The following is a 23,697-nucleotide window of genomic DNA, read 5'->3' as shown; positions in this document are numbered from 1 at the left end:
TTTGTGAAAATTTATACTTTCCATAGAAAACAAAAATTTCCTATCACCTTAGATAAAGCCTGGGATTTTTTATCAGATCCAAAAAATCTGAAAATTATTACGCCAGATTATATGGGCTTTAATATTGAATCTGGTGCAGACAGACCTTTATATGCTGGCCAAATTATTCAATATATTGTTACGCCTCTTTTAGGTATTAAAACCAAATGGGTGTCTAAAATTACCCAAGTAAAACACAAAGAATATTTTGTAGATGAGCAATTGTATGGCCCTTATGCTTTGTGGGATCATAAGCATTTTATTAAAGAGGTTAAAGGAGGTGTTGAGTTTGAAGATATTATTCATTACAAAGTTCCTTTAGGTATTTTAGGCCAACTAGTGCATCCTTTTTTAGTAAAACCAAAATTGGAAGAAATTTTTAATTATAGACAAAAAAAGTTGACAGAACTTTTTGGAGAATTTAAAAACTAATTTGTTCAAAGTAAACTTATTATTTCGAGTGAAGCATTAGCGAAATCGAGAAATCTCAAAAAAATAAGATTTATCCATAAGGTCGAAATGACAGATTACATTTAAAAATTTGATATACAGCATATATGAAAAAACAAATAAATATATTTTGGTTTCGTAGAGATTTACGCTTAACTGACAATTGTGGATTATTTCAGGCATTAATATCTGATAAAAAAATACTCCCCATTTTTATCTTTGATGATGATATTCTTTCTAAACTACCTTCTGATGATGCTAGAGTTACATTTTTACACCAAGAGTTAACCAATATCAACAATCAATTGCAAGAATTTGATAGTTCGTTGGCTGTTTTTAATGGAAGACCTCTTGAAATCTATAAAAATCTATCCGAAGAATATAACATTGATACAGTTTTTACCAATCGTGATTATGAGCCTTATGCACAGCAACGAGATGGTGAAATAAAAACATTTCTGGCCTCTAAAAACATCCATTTCAAAACCTTTAAAGATCAGGTAATTTATGAAAGAAATGAAATTTTAAAACAAGATGGTGATCCGTATAAAGTATACACTCCATATTCTAAAAAATGGTTGGAAGCTTTTCAAAATCAAGGACTTCAACTTTATCCATCTGAAGAAAAATTAGACAATTTTATTAAAAATCAAAATCTTCCTTTTTTATCTTTAGCTGATATTGGTTTTAAAAGTTCGTCTATTAAAGTAGCATCTTATAAAGTATCTCCAAAACTGATTGATGAATATGAAGAAACACGAAATTACCCTGCACAAAATGCAACTTCAAAATTAGGAACTCATTTACGTTTCGGAACTGTAAGTGTGCGTAAAATGGTAGAAAAAGCAGCTAAAAGTGATAATATTACTTTTTTAAAAGAATTAATTTGGCGCGAATTTTTTATGCAAATTTTATGGCATTTTCCACATACACCTCACAAAGCTTTTAAAGCAAAATATGATAAAATAGAGTGGAGAAATAATGAAAATGAATTCGAAGCTTGGTGCAAAGGAAAAACAGGTTATCCTTTAGTAGATGCTGGAATGCGAGAACTAAATAATACTGGTTTTATGCATAATAGAGTACGAATGTTGGTAGGTAGTTTTTTATGCAAACATTTATTAATTGACTGGAGATGGGGTGAAGCGTATTTTGCAGAGAAATTACACGATTACGAAATGGCAAGCAATGTTGGTAATTGGCAATGGGTAGCAGGTTCTGGAGTTGATGCTTCTCCATATTTTAGAATTTTTAATCCAACAACTCAGATTAAAAAGTTTGATAAGGATTTAAAATACATCAAAAAATGGGTACCAGAATTTCAAGAGCTTACGTATGCTAAGGAAATTGTAGAGCACAAATTTGCTAGAGAGCGTTGTTTAAAAGTATATAAAGAAGCAGTTTCTTAGTTCCTTAAATACAGTGACATTATACATGTTACAAACTATGTTCTTAACAACATCCAGAACTCGGGTCGCAACAAGATGTTTGCCCTAACTCAGAAATTCTAATTCTTGGTTTTTGAGCTGGAATTCCACATGCATCTAAAGCTAAACAAGCAGTGACCTTTGAGGTTAACAAGAAGTTTTTTCCATCAAAATCTAAATTATATTTCCCAATTGTATCTTTACCTTGATATTCTACTTCAATTTCTAAATCATCAAAATTAAAGGTTTTTTCAGATAGCTCAATAATTTTCAATAATTTCTCTGGATGCAATCTGTGGTCGTAATCATTTTCTTCCCACAATTGGAAATTAATAACAGTTTCGTGTCTTACTTTACCTCCACAGTCTATAAAATCTTTGGTGATTTTACCCACTTCTGTTACATGAAAATGTGCAGGGACTAACTTTCCGTTTGGTAATTGAAAAGCTATTGTATTTAAAGTTTTTAGGTGATTTTTTATTTGGGATAATTTCATAATTTTATTTTTAACAACAGTTTTCTGTTGGATTTTTATTTAAAAAGTGATTTAATATAGCTGTAATTTGCTTCCAATTTTCATTATCAATACAATAGCAAACACTAGTTCCTTCTATTTTTCCTTTGATGATACCTACTCGCTTCAACTCTTTTAAGTGCTGAGAAATAGTAGGTTGTGCTAAACCAATTTCTTTTACCAAATCTCCACAAACACAAGATTGTAAACGGATTAAATAATCGAGAATAGCAATCCTTGCAGGATGACCTAAAACTTTAGCAATTTCTGCAATTTTATTTTGCTTATCCGTAAATATTTCTGACTTGGTTAAGCCCATATTTATTTGTTTATTGCAATATTACGATTAAATGATTAATAAAAAAAATATTCTGTTATTTCTTATTCAAATCAAACATGTAACCCACAGAAAGATTAAAGAAACCTGTAGTTGTTAAAACAGTTTCATTTGGTAAGGCTTTTGGGATATTGAGGTTGTAACCCAACTCAAAATCCCAAGAATTGGTAGTTATAGAAAGGGGTACTGAAATCTGCGTATTCAGTAAATCAAAAACATTTAAAGTAAAAGTTGTTGGCTTAATAAAACCTTCAGGATCTCGAAAAGGTTTTATAAAAGTTATGGTTTGATCTGCAATGATAAAATTGATATTAGGTCTAAATCGTATGGCAAAATTAGATGTTCTTTTTAAGGTTAAGTTCACAAAACTATTGGATACTATTTGGTAAGACTCATCAGAACCAAATAAATATGAGGCTGCAATTGTAGTTCCTAAAGTTCGGTTTTTGTTTCTTATTCCGAAATTAATATCTATCGAATTTGTGAAATCATCAAAATCATCAGTATAAAAAAACTTGGTGTATCCTAAGTTATAAACAAAAGAATCATTCTTTCCAAAAGTATTGAAGTAGCCTAAAGAAACGCTTGTAAAATCCCAAGCTGGAGCAAATTCTTGATAATATATTCCTGAAATACTTGCATTGAATCCTGAAGAATGATAATACGATACTTGTGGAATCATATTAAATTGATCTGTACCCGAATCTCTACCAGAAAAGAAAGTGTTGCTGTTGTAAGAAACTGAAGTATATAGAAAATTATAAGAAAAACTACTTTCTAATAACTCATCTAAAAACTGCTGATCATCAAAAAAAAGTTCATCAATTAAACCATCAATATCGTCTAAATTATCAGTAGAATTCTCTTGTGCAAAAGAACAAAAAGAGGTTGCCACTGAAAACAGCAGCAACCCCAATAGTTTAAAAGTTGTTTTTAATTTTTGATATAGATATGCCATAAACACTTGAAAGCTAATTGCCTCTATTTCTTACTTTTTTATCTTTATCATTCCTAACTCTAGGGCCATCTTTTAACTCTCCTCTGTCTTTAGAATTTCTGATTTTATCGATTCGTTCTTTCAACATTTTTCGTTGTTCTCCAGTTAATGTTTTTCGGAATTTTTCTCTAGATTTTCGCAAACGAACTTGCTGATCTTGAACCATATTTTTTTGATTTCTAGAAAAAGTAGCTACCAAACGTTTCCTAATTTCAGTTTTTGAAATGGTTTTATCTCTTAAAATTGAAAGTTGTTCTTTGGTAAGCGATGCTTTAAAGGCTTCACGATTTGCTTTAATTACCTCTCTTTCTTTCTGCAACAAGTCTCTTTGCTTTTGAGTAAGCTCTTTCTTAATCAAACTATAATTAGAATCTTGAGCAAAAACTGTTGTATTAAATACCATCAAACCTAAAAAGCTAATTGTGAATATGATGTTTTTTAATTTCATTATAATTTCTTTACTCATTAAAATCTAAAGTACAAATTTACAAATTAATCTGTACAACTTTCTTTAGCGGCTTTGTACCCTTCTTCATCTTCAATAGTTTCTATAGTTCCATCTCTAAATTCCACATTTACAGGAAAGTTTATAGCTGGTCTTTCTTTTATATCAGGGTTTGCTTTTTTCCACGCTCTTAACAATTTAAAATCTGCTCTTTCTGCAACTTCAATTACACTATCATCTGCCATGGTAAAACTAACTGGTAAAACTAATTTAAAACATTTTCTTTTGTTTCTACCTCTTTTACAAGCATCTTTTATCGCTTTTAATTCTTCGCTATCAATTAAGGTTTGCAAAGTACCATCCTCTAAAATTATATCTAAAGGAAATACCAATTCTGGTCTTTCAGTTACATCAGGATTTGCTTCATACCAATCTTTTTTTAAACTCCAATCTTCTCTGCTGTTTAAAGTAATTGAAGAATCATCTGGCATAATTAAAACAACAGGAAATACAAATTCAAAACATTTGCTTCTTCTTCCTCTTTTCTTGTTACTTGTATCTAATAATTGTTTGCCTTGTGTATTAAAAAAAACATCGCTTTTAGCTTCTTGAAAAGTTACATCGTCTGAAACTACAGCTACTTGATACCCTAAGCCAGCTGCTAATTGTACTTTATCAATGTAAGTATCTGCTAAATCATCTTTTAATACAGCTTTAGTAACAGATGGCAAATCAGACGCATCAACTGTAATTTTGGTTGCATTTTCTATTTTTTCTATTAAGGCTGTTTCGTTGGTTAATTCTATGCCTTCTGAATCTGAACAAGATGTGAATACAAAAGCTGATAAAATAAATGCGGTAATTGTAAAAAATAAAATACTTGATTTTAAAATGTTTTCTTTTGAAATTGAAGTTCTCATATTAAATAAATTTTAGTTATTAATTGTTTCTATTTACTTAGAACTACAATTTTTAAAATAGTTTGAAAAAAATATTTTTTTTACAAAACAATCGTTTCTATCAATTTATCATCCATATAATCTTCTAGTAATGAATCTTCTAAAATTAAGGAATCTAAAATTAAATTGTCTAATTTTTGTTCTTGTATTTCTGCTTTTACAACAACTTCATTAAACAAAGTAGCATCTGCAAAGGCATCTACATCTTCATCTGCCACCAATAATGATTGTATTAAAATATCATCTTCAAGAGCTAAAGATTCAATAGTATCAATTTTTTTATCATTCGGAATATTTAAATTCTGCAACCAAACTGTTAAACTAAAAATAAACACCAAACAAGCTGCTGCTATATAAGTAAACTGAAGACGCATATGGAACAACTTTTGTTTTTTAGGGTTCTGCTGTTTTGTTTTTACATCTTCCTTAACCTCGTCTTTAATTTTGTCTAAAATGGATAGTTTCGATTTTGCAAAATAGTCTTCAGGTATATCTGTTCCTAAATAATCTTTATGATGTTTAGAAATATCTGTAATTGAACCTTTTTTTAAAAAGTTATTTTGGTTGATATTTTCTGTAGATTTTTCCATAATATATAAGTTAGACCCCACTTTTTACAAATAGTTGTATTTAAAGCAGTATTTTTTTTTCAATAATTTTTACACAAGTATAATAGGTAGATTTTAAGGTGCTTTCTGATACGTTTAAAATATCGGAAATTTGGCGAAAACTTAACTCGTCAAAATATTTCATTTGAAAAACGCGCTTTTGTTTTTCCTTAAATCCGTCAATAATACTATTAAGTTTTTTTTGAATATCATCGCCATCAAAATACTCATCTCCAAACAACACCTCTAAATTAGAGGCAGATACCTCATCAATATTTTGATACTTTTTTTTATTGTTTTTCTCTAAAAAACGAATGGATTCATTATACGCAATTCTATACATCCATGTATGCAAAGAACTCTTTTCTTGAAAATTACCAATACTTTTATAAATTCTAATAAAGGTATTCTGCAATACATCATCTGCGTTTTCATGAGTTTGAACTATTTTTCTGATATGCCAATACAGCCGTTCTTGATATACATCAAGCAGTTCAGCAAAAGCAAGTTCTTTTAATGCTGGGTTTTTTAACTTTTTAACAAGATCTGTGTCCTTACTCAAGTAATTCGTTATAAGTTTCTCTTTATTTGACCTCTAAAAATAGAAATAGTTTGATTAAAATGCTCAATAATTTTTATTTTATAAATTTCTATCAATTTTTTAAATATGTTTATCAATATTAAGTGATGAAATTATTTGAGCAAAATTGGCATCATTTGTATTTTTACAAACATAATTTAAAGAAGAAATCATCAGATATTGTAACCTATGAAAATCATTATATCTCCAGCCAAATCATTAGATTTTGAAAGCAAAGTACCCACTAGTTTGCATACACAACCTCGTTTTTTAGAACAATCTGAAAAGTTGAATAAAAAACTAAGAACGATTTCTAAAAACAAATTATCAGACTTAATGTCGATTTCAGAGGATCTAGCAAGATTAAATTATGAACGCAATCAAGAATGGAAAACACCTTTTACAACTGCAAATGCAAAGCAAGCCATTTATGCTTTTACAGGTGCTGTTTTTCAGGGAATTGATGTAAATTCTTTAGCGGAAGAAAAAATACCTTTATTACAAGATCGATTAAGAATTTTATCGGGTTTATACGGTTTGCTAAAACCTTTAGATTTGATTCAGCCTTATCGATTAGAAATGGGAACAAAATTAAAAGTTGGTAGAAGAGAGAATTTGTATAAATTTTGGGACGACACTTTAGCAAAGTCTTTAAATGATGAGCTGAAAGATGATGAATTACTCATAAATTTAGCAAGTACTGAATATTTTAAAGCTTTACCTAAAAAGGCGTTAAAAGTACCTATGATTACACCTGTTTTTAAGGATTTTAAAAACGGACAATATAAAACCATAATGACCTATGCTAAAATGGCTCGTGGGTATATGGTGCGCTATATAATTGATAATAATGCTAAAACTTTAGACGATTTAAAAGGTTTTAATGTAGAAGGTTATGGTTTTTCTGAGGAACTTTCTACTGCAACTGATTTGGTTTTTACAAGGTAATATTAAATTGATAATTACGAATTCGTAATTATTTTAACAATCGGCCAAGCCAACATGAATTGCTAAACCTCCTTCTGAAGTTTCTTTGTAATTTTTGTGCATGTCTTTTGCAGTTTCCCACATGGTATCAATTACTTTATCTAAAGGTACTTTTACTTCTTTAGGGTCTGTTTCTAATGCCATTTCTGCAGCATTAATTGCTTTTATAGCTCCCATAGAATTTCGTTCAATACAAGGTACTTGTACCAAACCACCTATAGGATCGCAAGTTAAACCTAAATGATGTTCCATAGCTATTTCTGCTGCCACTAAAGATTGAGCTGGTGTGCCACCTAACAATTCTGTTAAGGCTGCTGCAGCCATGGCTGAAGAAACTCCAATTTCTGCTTGGCAGCCACCCATTGCTGCTGAAATTGTAGCATTTTTTTTAAAAATACTGCCAATTTCTCCAGCAGTTAATAAAAATTGCTTGATTTCTTTAAAGTCGGCTTTATGATTTTCAATCACCAAATAATACATTAATACAGCAGGAATCACCCCTGCACTTCCGTTTGTTGGTGCAGTTACTACCCTACCTAAAGATGCATTTACTTCATTTACAGATAATGCAAAACAACTTACCCACTTTAAAATTTCTCGAAACTTTACTTCTGTACTTCTAATAGCTGAAATCCATTCTTTCGGATTTGTATAGGTTGTATCTTTTATTAATTTTTGATGTGTACTAAATGCGCGTCTTTTAACGTTTAATCCTCCAGGCAATTTGCCTTCTGTATGGCAGCCAATGTACATACATTCTAACATCGTATCCCAAATTCTTTGCAACTCAACATCAATTTTTTTAGCATCATTAATTTCTAATTCATTTTTAAAAACAATATCAGAAATTAACAAATTTTCTTGTTCACAAAATAATTCTAATTCTTTAGCTCTATTTATAGGATAAGGAAAGTTTTTCTTATTAATTTCTATTTCTTGCTCTAAATTATCATCTTCTTGTACAATAAAACCTCCTCCAATGGAATAATAAGTTTCACTTGATATTTCTTTTCCATCTAAAAACCCTCTAAAAGTAACACCATTAGCATGAAAAGGTAAAAACTCTTTATGAAATTGAATCGAATCTTGATAAAAAGGCACTATTTTTCCGCCTTTAAAATAAATTTCTTTTTGTATGCTAATTCTATCAACAATTGTAAAAATATCTTCAATGGGAATATACTCAGGGTCAGCTTCACTCAACCCCAACAAAATTGCCAAATCAGTTGCATGCCCTTTTCCTGTTAAAGATAATGAACCATACAAATCTACTTTTACAGCATCAATTTTATCAAAAAGAGTTGTCTCTCTTAATTTTTGAACCCATTGTTGTGCAGCTCTCCATGGCCCTAATGTATGCGAACTTGAGGGGCCAATACCAATTTTGAGCATATCGAAAACACTAATAAATTGCGACATTCGTAAAATAAGTTACCTGTTATATTGTAAAAATAAAAAATCCAACTCAATTGAGCTGGATTTTTAAAATATATTAAAAATAATAATTTAAAAACCGTAAACCGATTCTTTATCAAATTTTTTAACCAACATGTAGTAAACTACTGCTCTGTACTTGTTTCTTTCAGATTTACCAATTCTTTCAATTACTTCTGCAATTTTCTCATCCAATTCTGGTGTATCTTCTAAACCTAACTTTTTAATTAAAAAATTATTTTTAACTGTTGCTAATTCTTTAGCATCAGAACCAGAAACTGTCTCTGCATCTTTTTTGTAGATAGATGGCCCCAAGCCTTTAGTAACTGCAGTTAATAATTCTGTGTTAGAACGGATATCTCTATCGTCCATAAATTTTTTGTACAAAGCAACTTTTTCGTCAAATTTACTCATGATATTTTGTTTAATTAATTAAATGATGTGTTGATTCTTTATAGAACATTTCAAATATATAAAAATTAACGCGTAAAGGAAAATGCAATTCGTTGAGTGGTATAATTAACAAGTTGTGTCATATTGTCATAACCATGAACGTAATTATTTAAAAAACTGACATTTTATTTATAAAAAGCTGTTGGCACAGCATTTGACTAATACAAACTGTAAAATTGAAAACAAAATTAAATTAAAATAAATATTATGAGTAAAATTATAGGAATAGATTTAGGAACAACCAACTCGTGTGTTTCTGTGATGGAAGGTAATGAGCCAGTTGTAATTCCTAATGCTGAAGGAAAAAGAACTACACCATCTATTGTTGCCTTTGTAGAAGGTGGAGAACGTAAAATTGGTGATCCTGCAAAAAGACAAGCAGTAACGAACCCAACAAAAACCGTTTATTCTATTAAACGTTTTATGGGTAACAAATTCTCTGAATCTACACAAGAAGTAAAAAGAGTACCATATAAAGTAGTTAAAGGAGATAATGATACACCTAGAGTAGATATCGATGGTCGTTTATATACACCTCAAGAAATCTCTGCAATGGTGCTTCAAAAAATGAAAAAAACTGCAGAAGACTATCTAGGAACTGATGTAACTGGAGCTGTAATTACTGTACCTGCATACTTTAACGATGCACAAAGACAAGCAACTAAAGAAGCTGGTGAAATTGCTGGTTTAAAAGTAGAAAGAATTATTAACGAGCCTACTGCAGCTGCTTTAGCTTATGGTTTAGACAAAGCAAATGATGATAAGAAAATTGTTGTTTTTGACTTTGGTGGTGGTACGCATGACGTATCTATCTTAGAATTAGGTGATGGTGTTTTTGAAGTATTGGCTACTGATGGTGATACACATTTAGGTGGTGATGATGTTGATGAAAAAATCATCAACTGGTTAGCTGATGAGTTCCAGTCTGAAGAAAATATGGATTTACGTAAAGACCCAATGGCTTTACAACGTTTAAAAGAAGCTGCTGAAAAAGCTAAAATTGAATTATCTAGTTCTTCGTCAACTGAAATTAATTTACCTTATGTAACTGCTACTGCTAGCGGACCAAAACACTTGGTAAGAACGTTAAGTAGAGCTAAATTTGAGCAATTAATTGACGATTTAGTAAAAAGAACCATAGAGCCTTGTAAAACTGCTTTAAAAAATGCAGATTTATCAACTTCTGATATCGATGAAATTATCTTAGTTGGTGGTTCTACAAGAATACCTGCAATTCAAGAAGCTGTAGAAAAATTCTTTGGTAAAGCACCAAGTAAAGGTGTAAACCCAGATGAAGTTGTTTCTTTAGGGGCTGCAATTCAAGGTGGAGTTTTAACTGGTGATGTAAAAGATGTTCTTTTATTAGATGTTACACCATTATCTTTAGGTATTGAAACTATGGGGAATGTATTCACCAAATTAATTGATGCCAATACAACGATCCCAACAAAAAAATCGCAAGTATTTTCAACTGCTGTAGATAATCAACCTTCTGTAGACATTCACGTTTTACAAGGAGAAAGAGCAATGGCTGCTGATAACAAAACGATTGGACGTTTTCAATTAACGGATATTCCTCCAGCACAAAGAGGTGTACCTCAAATTGAAGTAACTTTTGATATTGATGCAAACGGAATTATTAAAGTTTCTGCAGTAGATAAAGCTACAGGAAAATCTCAAGATATTCGTATAGAAGCATCTTCTGGTTTATCTGAAGAAGAAATCGAAAAAATGAAACAAGAAGCAGAAGCAAACGCTGATGCAGATAAAATAGCGAAAGAAACTGCTGAAAAAGTAAATGGTGCAGATTCTATGATTTTTCAAACAGAAAAGCAATTGAAAGAATTTGGTGATAAATTATCAGCAGATAAAAAAGAACCAATTGAAGCTGCTTTAACTGAATTAAAAGCTGCTCACGAATCTAAAGATTTAGCTCAAATTGATGCTGCAATGGAAAAGATTAATGAGGCTTGGAAAGTTGCATCAGAAGAAATGTATGCTGCACAGCAAGGTGCTGGAGGCGCAGATGCTGGAGCTCAACAAGGTCAGCCAGAAGGCAGTGCAGATAAAGGTGACAATGTAGAGGACGTAGATTTTGAGGAAGTAAAGTAAGCAGAGAACAGAAATTCTATTTAGAATTTCTTGTGAATCGCTTATTCCAAATTTATTTTGGGATCTCTCAAGGCATCCTTCTAATTAATTTGAGAATCTATATAAATCGAAACGCAATCATTCATTTGATTGCGTTTTTTGTTAGATATATATCGGAAATAAATTTATAACTTTCGGAAAATTTATCTTCTATAATAAAGCAAAAAACATGTTCTTATTTCTGTGAAAAAAATTATACTTCTCTTTTTAATTATTTCATGCTATTCTAATAGCAGTTTTAGCCAGCATCCTGTATTTTATCAGCTTACAGAAAAAGATGGTTTACCAGATGTTGAATTCTACCAAGTATTAGAAGATAAAAAAGGATTTATTTGGTTTGCTGCAAACAAAGGATTGTTTCGATTTGATGGTAAAAACTATATAAACTTTAGTCATCCAAATAAAAGAGGTCTTTCTGTTTTTAATTTAGCTTTAGACAAAAAAGGAAGGGTTTGGTGTAACAATATTTCTGGGCAATATTTTTATGCAGAAAACAACCGATTAAACCTTTATGTCGATTTAGAAAAAGAATCGAATGGACAACTTTCGCCTTTTTATTTTATTAATAATCATATTGTAATAAATTCAAATTCTGGATTCTATAAACTTAATATTGACAATAAAACAAACGAAAAGATTTTAGATTTCAATAGAAAAGCGCTTGCATCTTACGTTAGAAATGATACCTTATTTTTTATCCAAAATAAAAAATTGTTGTATTCTGTTGATTTAAAAACATATTCCCAAAAAACAGATTTAAAAGCGTTAAATGAAAAATATTCATTTTGGAATATCGGAAATTATAAAAATTCATTTCTACTAAATGTAGGAAGTGTTGAAGATAATTCCATTAAAACCAAAACACTTGAATTGGATAATTATTCTAAAAAAATAAAACTCTTTAAAAATCCAGACAAAGTTTCTGTAATAAAATTCAAACAAAAAGGAGATGATTTATGGGTTTTAACTACTAAAGGATTTTACATATTTAAATCGACTGAAAATCAATTTCAGTTACAAAGTCATTATTTTAAAAATAAACGAGTTACAGATGTTATAAAAGATTCCCATGAGAATTATTGGGTAACTACATTAGAGAATGGCGTTTTCATCATTCCAAATCTTCATATAAAAAAAACAGAAAACAGACTTAATCTTGCTAAGATCAGAAACCTACATAAAATTGATAAAAATAATTTTGCGTTTGGAACTATTAAAGGTGAGATTGGTTTTTACAATACGAAAAACAACAAGCATGATTTATTGAAGAGGCTTGAAAATAGAAAATCTGCTGCTATTACTGGAAATGAAAAAGAAGTTTACTTCTGTTTAGGAGAAAGTAATTTTATTTTAAATACGAAGACAAAAAAAATAACCAACACATCAAAGTTTAAAAATGTAAAAGACTTTTCTTACTACAAAGATTCCAAACTTGTAGCTACCTTCAGTAGTTTCTCTAAAATTATTGATTTAACAAATCAAACCTCAACAAAACTAAGAAACAAAAGAGCATACAAAAGTTACTATAGTAAAACAAAAGATGAAATTTATATCGCTTATATTGATGGTTTAGCAAAATATGATAGTAATTTAACAGAAGAATTTATCTCTTTTAATAATCAACCAATTTTTGCTTTAGATATAGCTGAAACAAAAGATGGAACAATTTGGGTATCTACTTTTAAAGACGGAATTTTAGGTATAAAAGACGGGAAAGTAATTGAAAATTACACGATAAGAAATGGATTACTTTCCAATAGAACTAGCACTATAAAAGCAGATAAAAATTCGCTTTGGATAGTTTCAGAAAAAGGATTACAGCTTTTTAATACGACTACAAAGACGTTTAAAAACTTAACAAAAAAAGAAGGAATAACTTCTTATACTATTTTTGATATTGTAGTTTTTGATGAAGAAGTGTATTTTTCTTCAAACGACGGACTTTTTAAAATTGACAAGCAAAAAGCATTTAAAGAAGAGAAACTTTCTGATTTTTATTTTTCTTCAGTTTTGATTAATGATAGAGAAACACCAATCAAATCAAGTTACACATTATCATTTAATTCTAAGAAAATTGAATTCACATTTAAAACAAATGGTTTTTTGTTGGAAGAAAATTTAACCTATAAATATCGGTTAAATAGAAGTACAGAGAACAATAATTGGAATACAGTTAATAAAAGTGCAAAAGAGATTACGTTCAACAATTTAGCACCAGATAATTATGTGTTTGAATTGCAATCTTACTCTGATGTTAGCAAGCAGAAATCAAACAAAAAAACTATTAATATCGAAATAAAAAAACCGTTTTATCTTTCTTGGTGGTTTATATTAATTTCAATTTCACTGGCATTTTCAATCATTCTAAGTTTATTTTATAGAAGAGAATTAAAACTTAAAATAAAACAAAAAGAATTATTAGAAAAAGAGCGTTTACAGAAACAATTGGCATCTTCTAAGTTAGAGAGTTTACAATCTCAAATGAATCCTCATTTTACGTTTAATGCGCTAAATTCAATCCAAAATTTAGTACTAAAAGGAAGCAAAGAAGATGCTTATAATTATCTGACAAAATTTGCAGAGTTAATTCGTAAAAATTTAAATTTAAGTCAGAAAAGTTTTATCTATTTTGAAGATGAACTTAATTTATTAAAAAAATATCTTGATTTAGAAAAACTTCGTTTTAGAGACAATTTTAGTTTTTCTATTGAAGTTGATTCTTCTGTAAATGAAATAGAAATACCTACTATGATTATTCAGCCATTTGTTGAAAATGCTATTAAACATGGCTTACTTCACAAAGTTAATGGAGAACGTATTTTAGAACTCTATTTCAAACAAACTGAAGTGTTGGAATGTACCATAATTGACAATGGTGTTGGACTTGAAACATCAAAAAAAATAAACAAAAAAAACAAAACAGTTACTTCTTTTTCTACAAAATCCATCAAAGAAAAATTAAAGTTTTTAAAGGACTATTACAGCATGGATATTGGATTTTCATACGAAGAAATAGAAGAAGGCACAAAAGTAATCATCAAAATACCTTATAAATAATGTCTAATAAAATATCTACCATTATTGTTGATGATGAAATTAATGCTAGGGAAAACCTTAGGTATTTAACAGCTACATTCTGTAAAAATATAGAAATAGTTTATGAAGCTTCTAATGTAGATGAGGCCATAATAGCCATAGAAAATCATCAACCAAAATTAGTTTTTTTAGATATAGAAATGCCTCAAAAAAATGGTTTTCAATTAGTAAATCATTTTAAAAAAATTAATTTTTATATCATTTTTGTTACTGCTTACGATAAATATGCAATTAGAGCTTTTAAAGTTTCTGCGCTAGATTATTTATTAAAACCGATTGATATTTCAGATCTTAAAATTGCAGTAAAAAAAGCAGTAACAAATATCAATAATGATGACGTTAAAAAACGAACTCAACTTTTAAAAGAGAATCAAAAGAAAATACAAAAAATTGCAATTCCTTATAAGAGTGATTATGTAATTATAGATATTAAACAGATTATTTGCATCGAAGCAGATAGAATGTATTCTAAAATTAAACTTTTAGATGGTAAAGAATATACGGCTTCAAAAAAGTTAAGTTACTATGAAGAAATATTTTTAAGTTTAAATACATATATCAGAATTCATAGATCTTGGATTGTAAATACAGACTACATATATAAATATTCTAAAAAGGAAAAAATGATCGAAATGAGTAATCAATTTAAAGTTCCTGTTAGCAAAAGCTATAAAGAGAGATTTGAAGATTTATTTAGAACAACAAATCATTAGGAAATTATAACGAAGCGTTCGGAAATTTTTTAATCCAATTACTTCAAAATAACTTTTCATTTGTACAGAATTTATAATTTAATTACAAATGAAAAAAATAGTATTTGCATTTTTATTTTTAACGACATCGTTACATATTAATTCACAGGAACCAATTGCTTGGTATCAATTTACAGCAGCAAACTTTTCTAATTCTTACGGCACTAACAACTTTACTAAATCTGGAAATAATGCAACTATTGTAGACGGAAGAGATGGTTTTACTTCTGAAGCAATAGATTTAAATGCAGATATATTAACTGCATCTACACCAACACCAACCAATTCAGATTTTAGAGATTTGACAATTAGTTTCTGGATTAAAAACGATCTTTTTAATGCTAACAACTACAAAGTATTATTAAACGCTGCAAACACTTTAAACCATCCAACTTTTTTTAACAATGCTGCAATTGCAAGCCAAGATACAGGTTATATGGTAAGAGCAGTTTCTGGCGGAATTCAAGTTAGAGCTGTAAATAAAGACCAATTTAATAATTTCCTTGTTGCTGATACTTTTACTGCTGTAAATATTAATGATAATGAATGGCATCATGTTGCAATACGTTTAATAGTAGAAAATAAACCAACAAGCAATCCATCTTTTAGAGATGTTAATTTACTCGTAGTTTTAGATATAGATGAAAATAACTCATTCAGTAGAAGCTCTGTAGTAAGAATATCTAGATCAGATGCAGATGCTATTAATCCATTTTATAAATCTGGCGATTTTACAATAGGTGGAATTTCAACATCTAACTTAATCGATAAATATAATGGAGAAATTGATGATTTAGTGATTTATGACAGAAGGCTTGCTAATGCTGAAATTTCGACTTTAAACAGCCCTAAAAGAGATGTATTTCCAACAAATATAAATGGTCTTATTAATTTTTATCCTCAAAGTAATACCATTAAATACATAAACGGAATAAATGTAGAGTTAACTGCAGTACCTAATGCTGGTTATGGCTTTACAAATTGGAGTAGAGATTTAAGCGGAACAACAAATCCAATTACTTTAAATATTAATGGAAACAAAGATGTTGAAGCAATATTTAGTGCAACAGCTACTGTAAAAGACATCAATAAAATAGATTTTAAAGTTTATCCGAATCCAACTACAAATAATTTTTCTATCGCAGTTGATGATTTAATCTTAAAAGGTGAAATTTATAATGTATTAGGTAAAAAAGTAATGTCATTCAAATCAAAAAAAGTAAATACAAGTAAACTATCATCAGGTATGTATTTGATAAAAATAACTACTGAAAGTGGGAAAATTGGAATGAAAAAAATAACAAAATTATAAATTTTACGAAAGATAAGTTTACAATGATATTTAAAACCAACCAAACTATTTGGCTAAATAATTTGTTATGAGTAATTACATAATTGAAACAGAAGAATTAGATTTTTCCTATTCAAAATCAAATAAAGATATAGAGAAATTAAATCTACAAGTTCCTAAAGGAAGTATATACGGATTTTTGGGACCAAATGGCTCTGGAAAATCTACTACCATTAGACTTTTACTAGGTTTGCTAAAAAAAGATTCTGGAAATATATCACTTTTCGAGAATTCATTTAAGGAAAACAAAATAGAGAGTCTTTCTAAAATCGGTGCTCTAATAGAAAACCCTTCATTATATGAACATTTAAGTGCTATTGATAATTTAAAAATTGCAGCTAATTATAAATCTATCAATAAAAGCAAAATAGAGGAAGTTTTAAATATTGTAAAACTCACGCATGCAAAACATAAAAAAGTAAAAAAATATTCCTTAGGAATGAAGCAGCGTCTTGGTATTGCTATTGCATTATTAAGTAATCCAGAAATTTTAATTTTGGATGAACCAACGAACGGCTTAGATCCAAAAGGAATAATAGAAATGAGAGCACTCATCAAATCTCTAAATAAAGAATATGGAACAACTATATTTATTTCTAGCCATTTATTAAGTGAAATTGAGAAGACATGTAGTCATGTAGGAATTTTAAACGGTGGAAAAATGTTATTTCAAAACACAGTTAAAGCACTTCAAGAATCGCAAAGTGATACTGTAGTTATTACAATTGAAACTAACGATTCGAATCTCATAAAAAAAATTACAAATCAATTAAGCTTTTACTCTGAAATTATAAATGGTTCTTTTATAAATGTTACCATAAATAGCAAAAAAGAGATTCCTTCCTTAATTGATAAAATCAGAAAAGCTGATTTAGATATTTATCAGATTAATGTTAAAAACAACCTAGAAGACTTATTCCTGACTTTGACTGAAAATTAAAAAAAATGAATGCATTATATTATTTTACAAGAAGTATTAAAAACGAAATTCTCAAATTAAAAAGCACATTTACGCTTTGGTTGGCTGTTATTAGTGCAGTATTCATCCCTGTAATTTACTTTTTTTATTATATTTTAAAATACAAATCATTAATTCCAGCTGATGGCATTAATCCGTGGGAAAAATTTATGACACAACAAATAATGGTGTCTTGCTCATTACTTACCCCTTTGTTTATTGTTTTAATAACAAGCTTAATTATACAAATAGAACATAAATCTTCTGCTCTTAAATATTTATTTTCATTACCCGTTCCTAAATGGAGTATCTATTTTGGAAAACTTACTGTTTCAGTTTTACTTGTCTCATTTATTTATATTCTTTTCTTTTTGGCGATGCTAATCGTAGGCTCAATTGTTGGATTAATACACAATGAATTAAACTTTTTAGATTACTTTCCTAATTATCAAAAACCATTAAAGTTAGTTTTTAGATCATTCTTTTCAATTTTGGGAATAATTGGAATTCAGTTTTGGATAAGTTTTAGAATTAAAAACTTTATAGCTCCTCTAGGAATTGGTATAATCTTGGTAATAAGTGGATTAATTGTATACAAAACAGGAGAGTCTTTGTATTTCCCTTATGCATATAGCTCAATTAGTTTATTTCCTTTAAGTTTGGAGGAATCTACAATATCTCTGTGGTTTCCTAAAGTTACCTTTATAAGTTTAAGCTATTTTATAACCTTTTCTATACTTGGTTTTTTGAGTATCAGAAGAATGAACATTAAATAAAATGAACTACTTACAATCTATTCAAGAAAAACGAAATACAGTAAGTTTGCTGGAGTTGATTATAGTGTTACCTATAAAAATATTTTTATTTACACTTAGTATTCTAACTTCAATAGTAATCCTTACATTATATAACTTTGCGCCATTTATTAGAGAGTTAATTAAATATTACTTACAACAATAATAATAAAATCGAATTAGTTAAAGAAAAAGAGTTTAAGTTAAAACGCAATCATAAATTTGATTGCGTTTTTTTGTTTATCTAACCCAAAAAATATTCTTTTTGATTACTTTTGATGTTTATGAAAAAGCTATTTCTTTTATTCTTTTTAATATCAATAACAAATTGCTCAAAAAAAATACACCCTTCTTTTAAGGTAGGAATAATTGCTGATTGCCAATATTGTAATTGCGAAGTAAAATGGAATAGATATTACAAAAAAGCACCACAAAGACTTAAAGAAGCAGTTACTACTCTCAATAAAGATTCATTAGCTTACACTATTCATTTAGGTGATTTTATAGACAAAGAATTTAAAAGTTTAGATAGTATTTTACCTACTTGGAATAAACTCAAATCACCAACTTACCACGTATTAGGAAATCATGATTTTGAGGTACAGCAAAGCAACAAAAAGAAAATCATCACTAAATTAAACTTAAAAAACAGGTATTATAGTTTTGTTGAAAACGATTGGCGTTTTATTGTTTTAGATGGTAATGATTTAAGTTTTTATGGAACAACTTCTAAAATTAAAGAACAGCAAACAGATTCGCTTTTTAATCTTTTAAAAGATAAAGATTTGCCATATGTAAAAAAATGGAATGGGGGTTTAAGTAAAGCCCAACTAAATTGGATTCAAATGGAATTGGATAAAGCTGTTAAGCAAAATCAAAAAGTAGGTTTTTATTGTCACTTTCCTATTTATCCAATAGATCAACATAATATCTGGAACAGAGAACAATTTTTATCGCTAATAAAACCATATAAAAATGTAAAACTATTTTTTAACGGTCATAATCACGCAGGCGCTTATGAATTTATAGACAGTGTACATTACCTAACTTTTAAAGGAATGGTTGATACTGAAAACACATCCGCTTTTGCAAAAGTTAAATTTGAGCAAGACACAATTTTTATTCAAGGTTTTGGAAGAGAACCTTCGCGAAAATTAGTCATAAAATAAATGTCTTTTGTAAAAAATACAATTCAACCAACTTTTTTAAACACACTTTTTGTGAGTTTCAACAAGTTGATAATTTTGTGTTTCCTGAAAACACCAATTACAAAAGTAAGTCTGAAAGTGCTTATTTTTATACTGATGTAGGAGTGTACAGAAAATCGAATCATTGGGGAAGAGTAGCCAACTGCAGATGGAAATTATTAACAAACCAAAATTATAAGAATCAACGAGAAGTAATTGGTTTTGCAAAATGGATTGACTTCTACCCCATCAACGCTAAAGAGAAAATCTTTTATATTGACGTTGATTTTAATAAAAGAACGGCTCAACTTCAACCAAAAACAGCAACATCTCATCACCATTTATTTACCTATTCTGAAGCTCAGAAAAGAATAAAGCAAATTCGTCATTTATTTAACAATGATAAATGGGCATCCTATTTTGATATTGAAATAGAAACTTTAAGAAAAGAAATTATAGTAAAATTTATTAATAGCGATAAGAGTTTGCAAACAATTAAGTCAACCTTTACATAATACAAACATCGTGTTTAGTAGCTAAAAAACGCTCATCAAAAAAGTATTTTGATGAGCGTTATTTTATTTATCTTACAACTAAAATTATTGAATTATTCTTTTAAAAACTATAAATTTATTTGTTTTTTTATCGATAACTTTTATAAGATATACTCCTAATTTCAAATTTCTATTTGCAATTTCTTTTCCTAAAATGGTATAAACTTTCAATTCAACATCTGTAGTATTGGCAATGAATTTGCTATTATTTTGATAGATGTTTACCCTTTCACTACCTATATTGTTAGTAGTTGTAGTTAATGTTGCACTTAAATTATCTATTGAAAATTTACTGATAAAGCTACCAAATTTAAGGGTTTCTAAAGTTATTGATTGATCTAAAAAATCTACTGTTCCTGTATGTAAGAGAGGCCCTGATATATAAATTTCATCATTATAAAACTCTAAATCAACACCGAAATTTTGTTCAGGCACAGTTCCAAAAGTATTATAATATCTTAAAAATGAAGCTTTAGAAAAAGCGCCATCTGCACTTAAAAACTCACTTACAAAAAAGCCGTTTTCTCCTTCAACTGTAGCACCTTCAATATTTTCACCACTTAAATCATAATTAAAAGTAGGTCTAATTCTTACGTTACCATAAATTATGGGATTACCATTAACAATTTCTAAATCGTTAAGCATTTGCGTATAAATTGCTGATGGATTTGGTATTTGTTTAGACCATATGAATTCGGCATTCGCATTTAATTTCAAAATAAAAATATCTGTCTTAGCGCTCTCTGCAATTAAAGTATTATTTACAGATAAATTGGGGTCTATATCTACAGAACCAGAAAACCTACCTGCCATAAAAATATTGTTACTATCATCTAAAGCTATTTTTACTGGAAAAAAACTTGAAAAACCATTGTTAACAGTTAATGTTTCTACATTTGTAATTGACCCACTGTTAGAGAGGTTTATAATTTTTAAAGTTCTGCCACTACCACTTCTTGCTAAAAGAACTGTAAACTCATCAGACACTGCAAAATCCACAAAAATTAAGTCAACATTATCTAAAATATTAAAACCTGTATCTACGCCTTCAATTCTATCAATACGATGTTCTGTTCCATCTAAATCATACTGAATTACCACAGCATCATTAAGAGTACCGTTATTAGAAGATTCACTAATAATTGAAGAATCACTACTCGTTTTAAAGCCGAAATCTACATTACCTTTTAAAGTTAAGCCAACGTATAACTTGTCATTTGCAATTTTAATTTGATGAATATACTCTTCTGCAAATCCATTTTGTTGAACATCATAATCAAGATATTCTTTATAACACAAAATATTACCATCCGCATCATATTTTATAATAAACGAATTGTAATTATCAACTGACCCACTATTTAACACTTTAGAATCGTCTAAATGTAGAATGCCCTTATAACTCCCAGCTACGTAAATATTGTTATCACTATCTGTATCTACATTTGTAATTCTAGATATTTCAAGTGGACTTTCATTTATTTTTTCAGTTTTTAAAACGTAAGCCCATAGAACCTCACCTGTACTTGAAATTTTGGTGATATATGCATTTACATCACCAAGTTGCGATATGCTAAACTTGTAATTGTCATCTCCTGGAGAAAAATCGACATCACCTGATATAGCCCCTACATTTATCATGTTTCCATTTAAATCTATGGCTGTATCATTTTGACTAACAGAGCCCTTAAAATAAACTGTTTGAGATTTTACACTAAAAAAAGTTAGCGTTAAAAAAATAAAAATTGGTAATAATTTGTTCATAACATAAAATTTAGATTCTCAAAACTAAACCCGATTACTATCACAACAATAAAAAAATGTATCAGTGGCTGTTTTTTTTGTATAACTAACTTTTTTGCATGATAAATTTTTCTTCTTAACTCCAATCACAGTAAAAAATTGAATTGAGGTATTCATGAAATTGAAATACTAAAAGTATTCTTTTCCGTAAATTTGTGTTTGATTATAAAATCTAAAAAAATCAGATGAATATACCACAGTCAAGTTTTCCAAGAGTAGTAATTATTGGTGGTGGATTTGCAGGTTTGGCAGCCGCAAAAGGACTAGAACAACAAGAATTGCAAGTGGTTTTAATTGATAAACACAACTACCACACCTTTCAACCTCTACTTTATCAAGTGGCTACAGGTGGTTTAGAACCAGATTCTATTGCTTTTCCGCTAAGAAAACGGTTTAATGATGTAGAAAATTTTTATTTTAGATTGGCAGAAGTCGTTAAAATTCATCCTGAAAAAAATATTTTAGAAACATCTATTGGAAATTTAGATTATGACGAACTTATTATAGCTACAGGTTCTACCACTAACTTTTTTGGAAATACAAACATCCAAAAAAATACCATGGAGATGAAGTCTGTGCCACAATCATTAAACATTAGAAGTTTAATTTTAGAAAACTTTGAAGAGGCTTTACTAACAGACAATATTGAAGAACGCAATGCTTTAATGAATTTTGTAATTGTAGGTGGTGGACCTACAGGAGTGGAACTAGCTGGTGCTTTGGCCGAAATGAAAAAAGGAATTTTACCTAAAGATTATCCTGATTTAGACATTCGCCAAATGCAAATTAATCTCATACAAAGCTCTGGCGAAATTTTAAAAGGCATGAGTGCACAAGCTTCTGAAAAGGCGGAAGATTTTCTTATAAAATTAGGGGTTAATGTTTGGAAAAATCTGCGTGTTTTAGATTATGATGGCAAAACAGTTACCACAAATGGTATAGACCATTTTAGGGCAGAAACGGTTATTTGGGCAGCTGGTGTTAAAGGCGAACTTGTTGAGGGTTTACAAACAGAATGCCTTATAGAAAGGGCTGCTAGAATTAAAGTAAACGAATACAACCAAGTTATGAATTACACAAATATTTATGCAATTGGTGATGTTGCTTGTATGGCTTCTAAAAAAAATCCTTATGGACATCCAATGATGGCACAACCTGCCATTCAACAAGGTAAATTAGTGGCTAAAAACTTACTAGCTAAATTGTTTCACAAAAAACAAAAGCCTTTTGTTTATAATGATAAAGGAGCTATGGCTACTATAGGTAGAAACAAAGCAGTAGTAGATTTGCCAAATTGGAAATTTCAGGGAGTATTTGCTTGGTTTGTGTGGATGTTTGTTCATTTATTTTCTTTAATTGGTTTCAGAAATAAATCTGTTGTATTTTTAAATTGGGTATACAATTATATTCGTTTTGATAGAGAAACGCGCCTCATCATTAGACCATACAAATCAAAAAATCAGCAAATTAATTTTTAATGAGTACACGAATTATTATTTGCCCCAATTGTAAAACAGTAAACAAAAACAACGATTACTGCGAATTTTGCAACGCGTTAATCTCAGATCAAAAAAAGAGGGCAATTAAAGCAGAAAGTATTAAACAAAAACAAATTGATGAAGCGGTTTATGAAATTGAAAACCCTAGTTTGGCTGAACGTTTAAAAAAACATCCCAATTTTTTTTATAACATTTTAGGTTGGATTTTATACTCTGTAATTACTGTAGTAAGTATAATTGGTGCTGGTTTGGCTTGGTTTATTACAATGATCGCTGCTGGCTAACATGAATAAAAAACTTGCCTTTTTTTGTATTACTTCTT

General features: G+C 29.1%; 23 protein-coding genes. 13 read left to right on the top strand and 10 right to left on the bottom strand.

Annotated elements, in window-relative coordinates; all coding sequences use genetic code 11:
- The first annotated feature begins 3 nt into the window (after window positions 1-3).
- Together ACTG3V_RS03000 and ACTG3V_RS02995 are read left to right on the top strand one after the other, a co-directional pair.
- Window positions 4-471 carry an SRPBCC family protein gene (locus tag ACTG3V_RS03000; RefSeq protein WP_439130645.1) on the top strand — a complete coding sequence of 156 codons (468 nt, stop codon included), beginning with the start codon at window positions 4-6 and terminating at the stop codon, window positions 469-471.
- Window positions 472-596: 125 nt separating this feature from the next.
- Complete coding sequence (locus ACTG3V_RS02995; RefSeq protein ID WP_439130644.1) at window positions 597-1,898, top strand: cryptochrome/photolyase family protein; 1,302 nt, start codon at window positions 597-599, stop codon at window positions 1,896-1,898.
- Between the two features lie 43 nt (window positions 1,899-1,941).
- Here the strand turns inward: ACTG3V_RS02995 and ACTG3V_RS02990 are convergent, their stop codons facing one another.
- The 7 genes from ACTG3V_RS02990 to ACTG3V_RS02960 form a co-directional block, all read right to left on the bottom strand.
- Window positions 1,942-2,412 carry a DUF6428 family protein gene (locus ACTG3V_RS02990; protein WP_439130643.1) on the bottom strand — a complete coding sequence of 157 codons (471 nt, stop codon included), beginning with the start codon at window positions 2,410-2,412 and terminating at the stop codon, window positions 1,942-1,944.
- A gap of 10 nt (window positions 2,413-2,422) precedes the next feature.
- Window positions 2,423-2,749 (bottom strand): ArsR/SmtB family transcription factor, encoded by a 327-nt coding sequence (locus tag ACTG3V_RS02985; RefSeq protein ID WP_439130642.1) that lies wholly within the window; start codon window positions 2,747-2,749, stop codon window positions 2,423-2,425.
- A gap of 55 nt (window positions 2,750-2,804) precedes the next feature.
- Complete coding sequence (locus tag ACTG3V_RS02980) at window positions 2,805-3,725, bottom strand: hypothetical protein (RefSeq protein ID WP_439130641.1); 921 nt, start codon at window positions 3,723-3,725, stop codon at window positions 2,805-2,807.
- A gap of 13 nt (window positions 3,726-3,738) precedes the next feature.
- Window positions 3,739-4,230 carry a hypothetical protein gene (locus ACTG3V_RS02975; RefSeq protein ID WP_439130640.1) on the bottom strand — a complete coding sequence of 164 codons (492 nt, stop codon included), beginning with the start codon at window positions 4,228-4,230 and terminating at the stop codon, window positions 3,739-3,741.
- A 26-nt stretch (window positions 4,231-4,256) separates the two neighbouring features.
- Window positions 4,257-5,129, bottom strand: a complete 873-nt coding sequence (locus ACTG3V_RS02970) for a hypothetical protein (protein ID WP_439130639.1) — start codon at window positions 5,127-5,129, stop codon at window positions 4,257-4,259.
- An 80-nt stretch (window positions 5,130-5,209) separates the two neighbouring features.
- Window positions 5,210-5,758, bottom strand: coding sequence for a hypothetical protein (locus ACTG3V_RS02965; protein ID WP_439130638.1), 549 nt, complete (start codon window positions 5,756-5,758; stop codon window positions 5,210-5,212).
- Window positions 5,759-5,798: 40 nt separating this feature from the next.
- Window positions 5,799-6,338: an RNA polymerase sigma factor gene (locus ACTG3V_RS02960; RefSeq protein ID WP_439130637.1), complete on the bottom strand. Its 540-nt coding sequence runs from the start codon at window positions 6,336-6,338 to the stop codon at window positions 5,799-5,801.
- A gap of 207 nt (window positions 6,339-6,545) precedes the next feature.
- Here ACTG3V_RS02960 and yaaA point away from each other — a divergent pair, with 207 nt between their 5' ends.
- Window positions 6,546-7,304: a peroxide stress protein YaaA gene (yaaA, locus tag ACTG3V_RS02955; RefSeq protein ID WP_439130636.1), complete on the top strand. Its 759-nt coding sequence runs from the start codon at window positions 6,546-6,548 to the stop codon at window positions 7,302-7,304.
- 33 nt (window positions 7,305-7,337) lie between these two features.
- Here the strand turns inward: yaaA and ACTG3V_RS02950 are convergent, their stop codons facing one another.
- Together ACTG3V_RS02950 and ACTG3V_RS02945 are read right to left on the bottom strand one after the other, a co-directional pair.
- A complete protein-coding gene (locus tag ACTG3V_RS02950) occupies window positions 7,338-8,762 on the bottom strand; it encodes an L-serine ammonia-lyase (RefSeq protein ID WP_439130635.1) in 1,425 nt (474 codons plus the stop codon).
- 87 nt (window positions 8,763-8,849) lie between these two features.
- On the bottom strand, window positions 8,850-9,191 hold the full coding sequence (locus tag ACTG3V_RS02945; RefSeq protein ID WP_439130634.1) for a DUF2853 family protein: 342 nt from the start codon (window positions 9,189-9,191) through the stop codon (window positions 8,850-8,852).
- A 246-nt stretch (window positions 9,192-9,437) separates the two neighbouring features.
- Here ACTG3V_RS02945 and dnaK point away from each other — a divergent pair, with 246 nt between their 5' ends.
- From dnaK to ACTG3V_RS02905, 8 genes are all read left to right on the top strand, one after another.
- Window positions 9,438-11,342, top strand: coding sequence for a molecular chaperone DnaK (dnaK, locus tag ACTG3V_RS02940; RefSeq protein ID WP_439130633.1), 1,905 nt, complete (start codon window positions 9,438-9,440; stop codon window positions 11,340-11,342).
- Window positions 11,343-11,564: 222 nt separating this feature from the next.
- Entirely contained in the window at window positions 11,565-14,438 is a 2,874-nt protein-coding gene (locus ACTG3V_RS02935; protein WP_439130632.1) for a histidine kinase, read from the top strand.
- Window positions 14,438-15,190 (top strand): LytR/AlgR family response regulator transcription factor, encoded by a 753-nt coding sequence (locus ACTG3V_RS02930; protein WP_439130631.1) that lies wholly within the window; start codon window positions 14,438-14,440, stop codon window positions 15,188-15,190. Before ACTG3V_RS02935 ends, ACTG3V_RS02930 begins: the two co-directional genes overlap by 1 nt.
- A gap of 88 nt (window positions 15,191-15,278) precedes the next feature.
- The gene (locus tag ACTG3V_RS02925; protein WP_439130630.1) at window positions 15,279-16,541 is read left to right on the top strand and encodes a T9SS type A sorting domain-containing protein; all 1,263 of its coding nucleotides are present in this window, start codon (window positions 15,279-15,281) and stop codon (window positions 16,539-16,541) included.
- A 67-nt stretch (window positions 16,542-16,608) separates the two neighbouring features.
- A complete protein-coding gene (locus tag ACTG3V_RS02920) occupies window positions 16,609-17,520 on the top strand; it encodes an ABC transporter ATP-binding protein (protein ID WP_439130629.1) in 912 nt (303 codons plus the stop codon).
- Between the two features lie 5 nt (window positions 17,521-17,525).
- Window positions 17,526-18,314 (top strand): ABC transporter permease, encoded by a 789-nt coding sequence (locus ACTG3V_RS02915; RefSeq protein ID WP_439130628.1) that lies wholly within the window; start codon window positions 17,526-17,528, stop codon window positions 18,312-18,314.
- Between the two features lie 302 nt (window positions 18,315-18,616).
- Window positions 18,617-19,501 carry a metallophosphoesterase gene (locus ACTG3V_RS02910; RefSeq protein ID WP_439130627.1) on the top strand — a complete coding sequence of 295 codons (885 nt, stop codon included), beginning with the start codon at window positions 18,617-18,619 and terminating at the stop codon, window positions 19,499-19,501.
- A 77-nt stretch (window positions 19,502-19,578) separates the two neighbouring features.
- Window positions 19,579-20,034: a hypothetical protein gene (locus ACTG3V_RS02905; protein WP_439130626.1), complete on the top strand. Its 456-nt coding sequence runs from the start codon at window positions 19,579-19,581 to the stop codon at window positions 20,032-20,034.
- A gap of 84 nt (window positions 20,035-20,118) precedes the next feature.
- Here ACTG3V_RS02905 and ACTG3V_RS02900 read toward each other — a convergent pair whose 3' ends face one another.
- Entirely contained in the window at window positions 20,119-21,837 is a 1,719-nt protein-coding gene (locus ACTG3V_RS02900) for a hypothetical protein (RefSeq protein WP_439130625.1), read from the bottom strand.
- A gap of 224 nt (window positions 21,838-22,061) precedes the next feature.
- Here ACTG3V_RS02900 and ACTG3V_RS02895 point away from each other — a divergent pair, with 224 nt between their 5' ends.
- Entirely contained in the window at window positions 22,062-23,354 is a 1,293-nt protein-coding gene (locus ACTG3V_RS02895; RefSeq protein WP_439130624.1) for an NAD(P)/FAD-dependent oxidoreductase, read from the top strand.
- Entirely contained in the window at window positions 23,354-23,659 is a 306-nt protein-coding gene (locus ACTG3V_RS02890) for a hypothetical protein (protein ID WP_439130623.1), read from the top strand. Before ACTG3V_RS02895 ends, ACTG3V_RS02890 begins: the two co-directional genes overlap by 1 nt.
- Window positions 23,660-23,697: the final 38 nt, after the last annotated feature.

The sequence above is a fragment of the Polaribacter sp. genome (assembly GCF_965660385.1).
Lineage (GTDB): Bacteria > Bacteroidota > Bacteroidia > Flavobacteriales > Flavobacteriaceae > Polaribacter.
Note: the sequence above shows the minus strand (reverse complement) of the source record. Positions and strands in the feature narration are given on the sequence as shown.

Excerpts from the sequence above, each read along its gene's own strand:
- ACTG3V_RS02995 (WP_439130644.1), top strand. The coding sequence starts at position 597 with ATGAAAAAACAAATAAATATATTTTGGTTTCGTAGAGATTTACGCTTA.
- ACTG3V_RS02990 (WP_439130643.1), bottom strand. The coding sequence starts at position 2,412 with ATGAAATTATCCCAAATAAAAAATCACCTAAAAACTTTAAATACAATA.
- ACTG3V_RS02985 (WP_439130642.1), bottom strand. The coding sequence starts at position 2,749 with ATGGGCTTAACCAAGTCAGAAATATTTACGGATAAGCAAAATAAAATT.
- ACTG3V_RS02980 (WP_439130641.1), bottom strand. The coding sequence starts at position 3,725 with ATGGCATATCTATATCAAAAATTAAAAACAACTTTTAAACTATTGGGG.
- ACTG3V_RS02975 (WP_439130640.1), bottom strand. The coding sequence starts at position 4,230 with ATGAGTAAAGAAATTATAATGAAATTAAAAAACATCATATTCACAATT.
- ACTG3V_RS02970 (WP_439130639.1), bottom strand. The coding sequence starts at position 5,129 with ATGAGAACTTCAATTTCAAAAGAAAACATTTTAAAATCAAGTATTTTA.
- ACTG3V_RS02965 (WP_439130638.1), bottom strand. The coding sequence starts at position 5,758 with ATGGAAAAATCTACAGAAAATATCAACCAAAATAACTTTTTAAAAAAA.
- yaaA (WP_439130636.1), top strand. The coding sequence starts at position 6,546 with ATGAAAATCATTATATCTCCAGCCAAATCATTAGATTTTGAAAGCAAA.
- ACTG3V_RS02950 (WP_439130635.1), bottom strand. The coding sequence starts at position 8,762 with ATGTCGCAATTTATTAGTGTTTTCGATATGCTCAAAATTGGTATTGGC.
- ACTG3V_RS02945 (WP_439130634.1), bottom strand. The coding sequence starts at position 9,191 with ATGAGTAAATTTGACGAAAAAGTTGCTTTGTACAAAAAATTTATGGAC.
- dnaK (WP_439130633.1), top strand. The coding sequence starts at position 9,438 with ATGAGTAAAATTATAGGAATAGATTTAGGAACAACCAACTCGTGTGTT.
- ACTG3V_RS02930 (WP_439130631.1), top strand. The coding sequence starts at position 14,438 with ATGTCTAATAAAATATCTACCATTATTGTTGATGATGAAATTAATGCT.
- ACTG3V_RS02925 (WP_439130630.1), top strand. The coding sequence starts at position 15,279 with ATGAAAAAAATAGTATTTGCATTTTTATTTTTAACGACATCGTTACAT.
- ACTG3V_RS02920 (WP_439130629.1), top strand. The coding sequence starts at position 16,609 with ATGAGTAATTACATAATTGAAACAGAAGAATTAGATTTTTCCTATTCA.
- ACTG3V_RS02915 (WP_439130628.1), top strand. The coding sequence starts at position 17,526 with ATGAATGCATTATATTATTTTACAAGAAGTATTAAAAACGAAATTCTC.
- ACTG3V_RS02910 (WP_439130627.1), top strand. The coding sequence starts at position 18,617 with ATGAAAAAGCTATTTCTTTTATTCTTTTTAATATCAATAACAAATTGC.
- ACTG3V_RS02900 (WP_439130625.1), bottom strand. The coding sequence starts at position 21,837 with ATGAACAAATTATTACCAATTTTTATTTTTTTAACGCTAACTTTTTTT.
- ACTG3V_RS02895 (WP_439130624.1), top strand. The coding sequence starts at position 22,062 with ATGAATATACCACAGTCAAGTTTTCCAAGAGTAGTAATTATTGGTGGT.
- ACTG3V_RS02890 (WP_439130623.1), top strand. The coding sequence starts at position 23,354 with ATGAGTACACGAATTATTATTTGCCCCAATTGTAAAACAGTAAACAAA.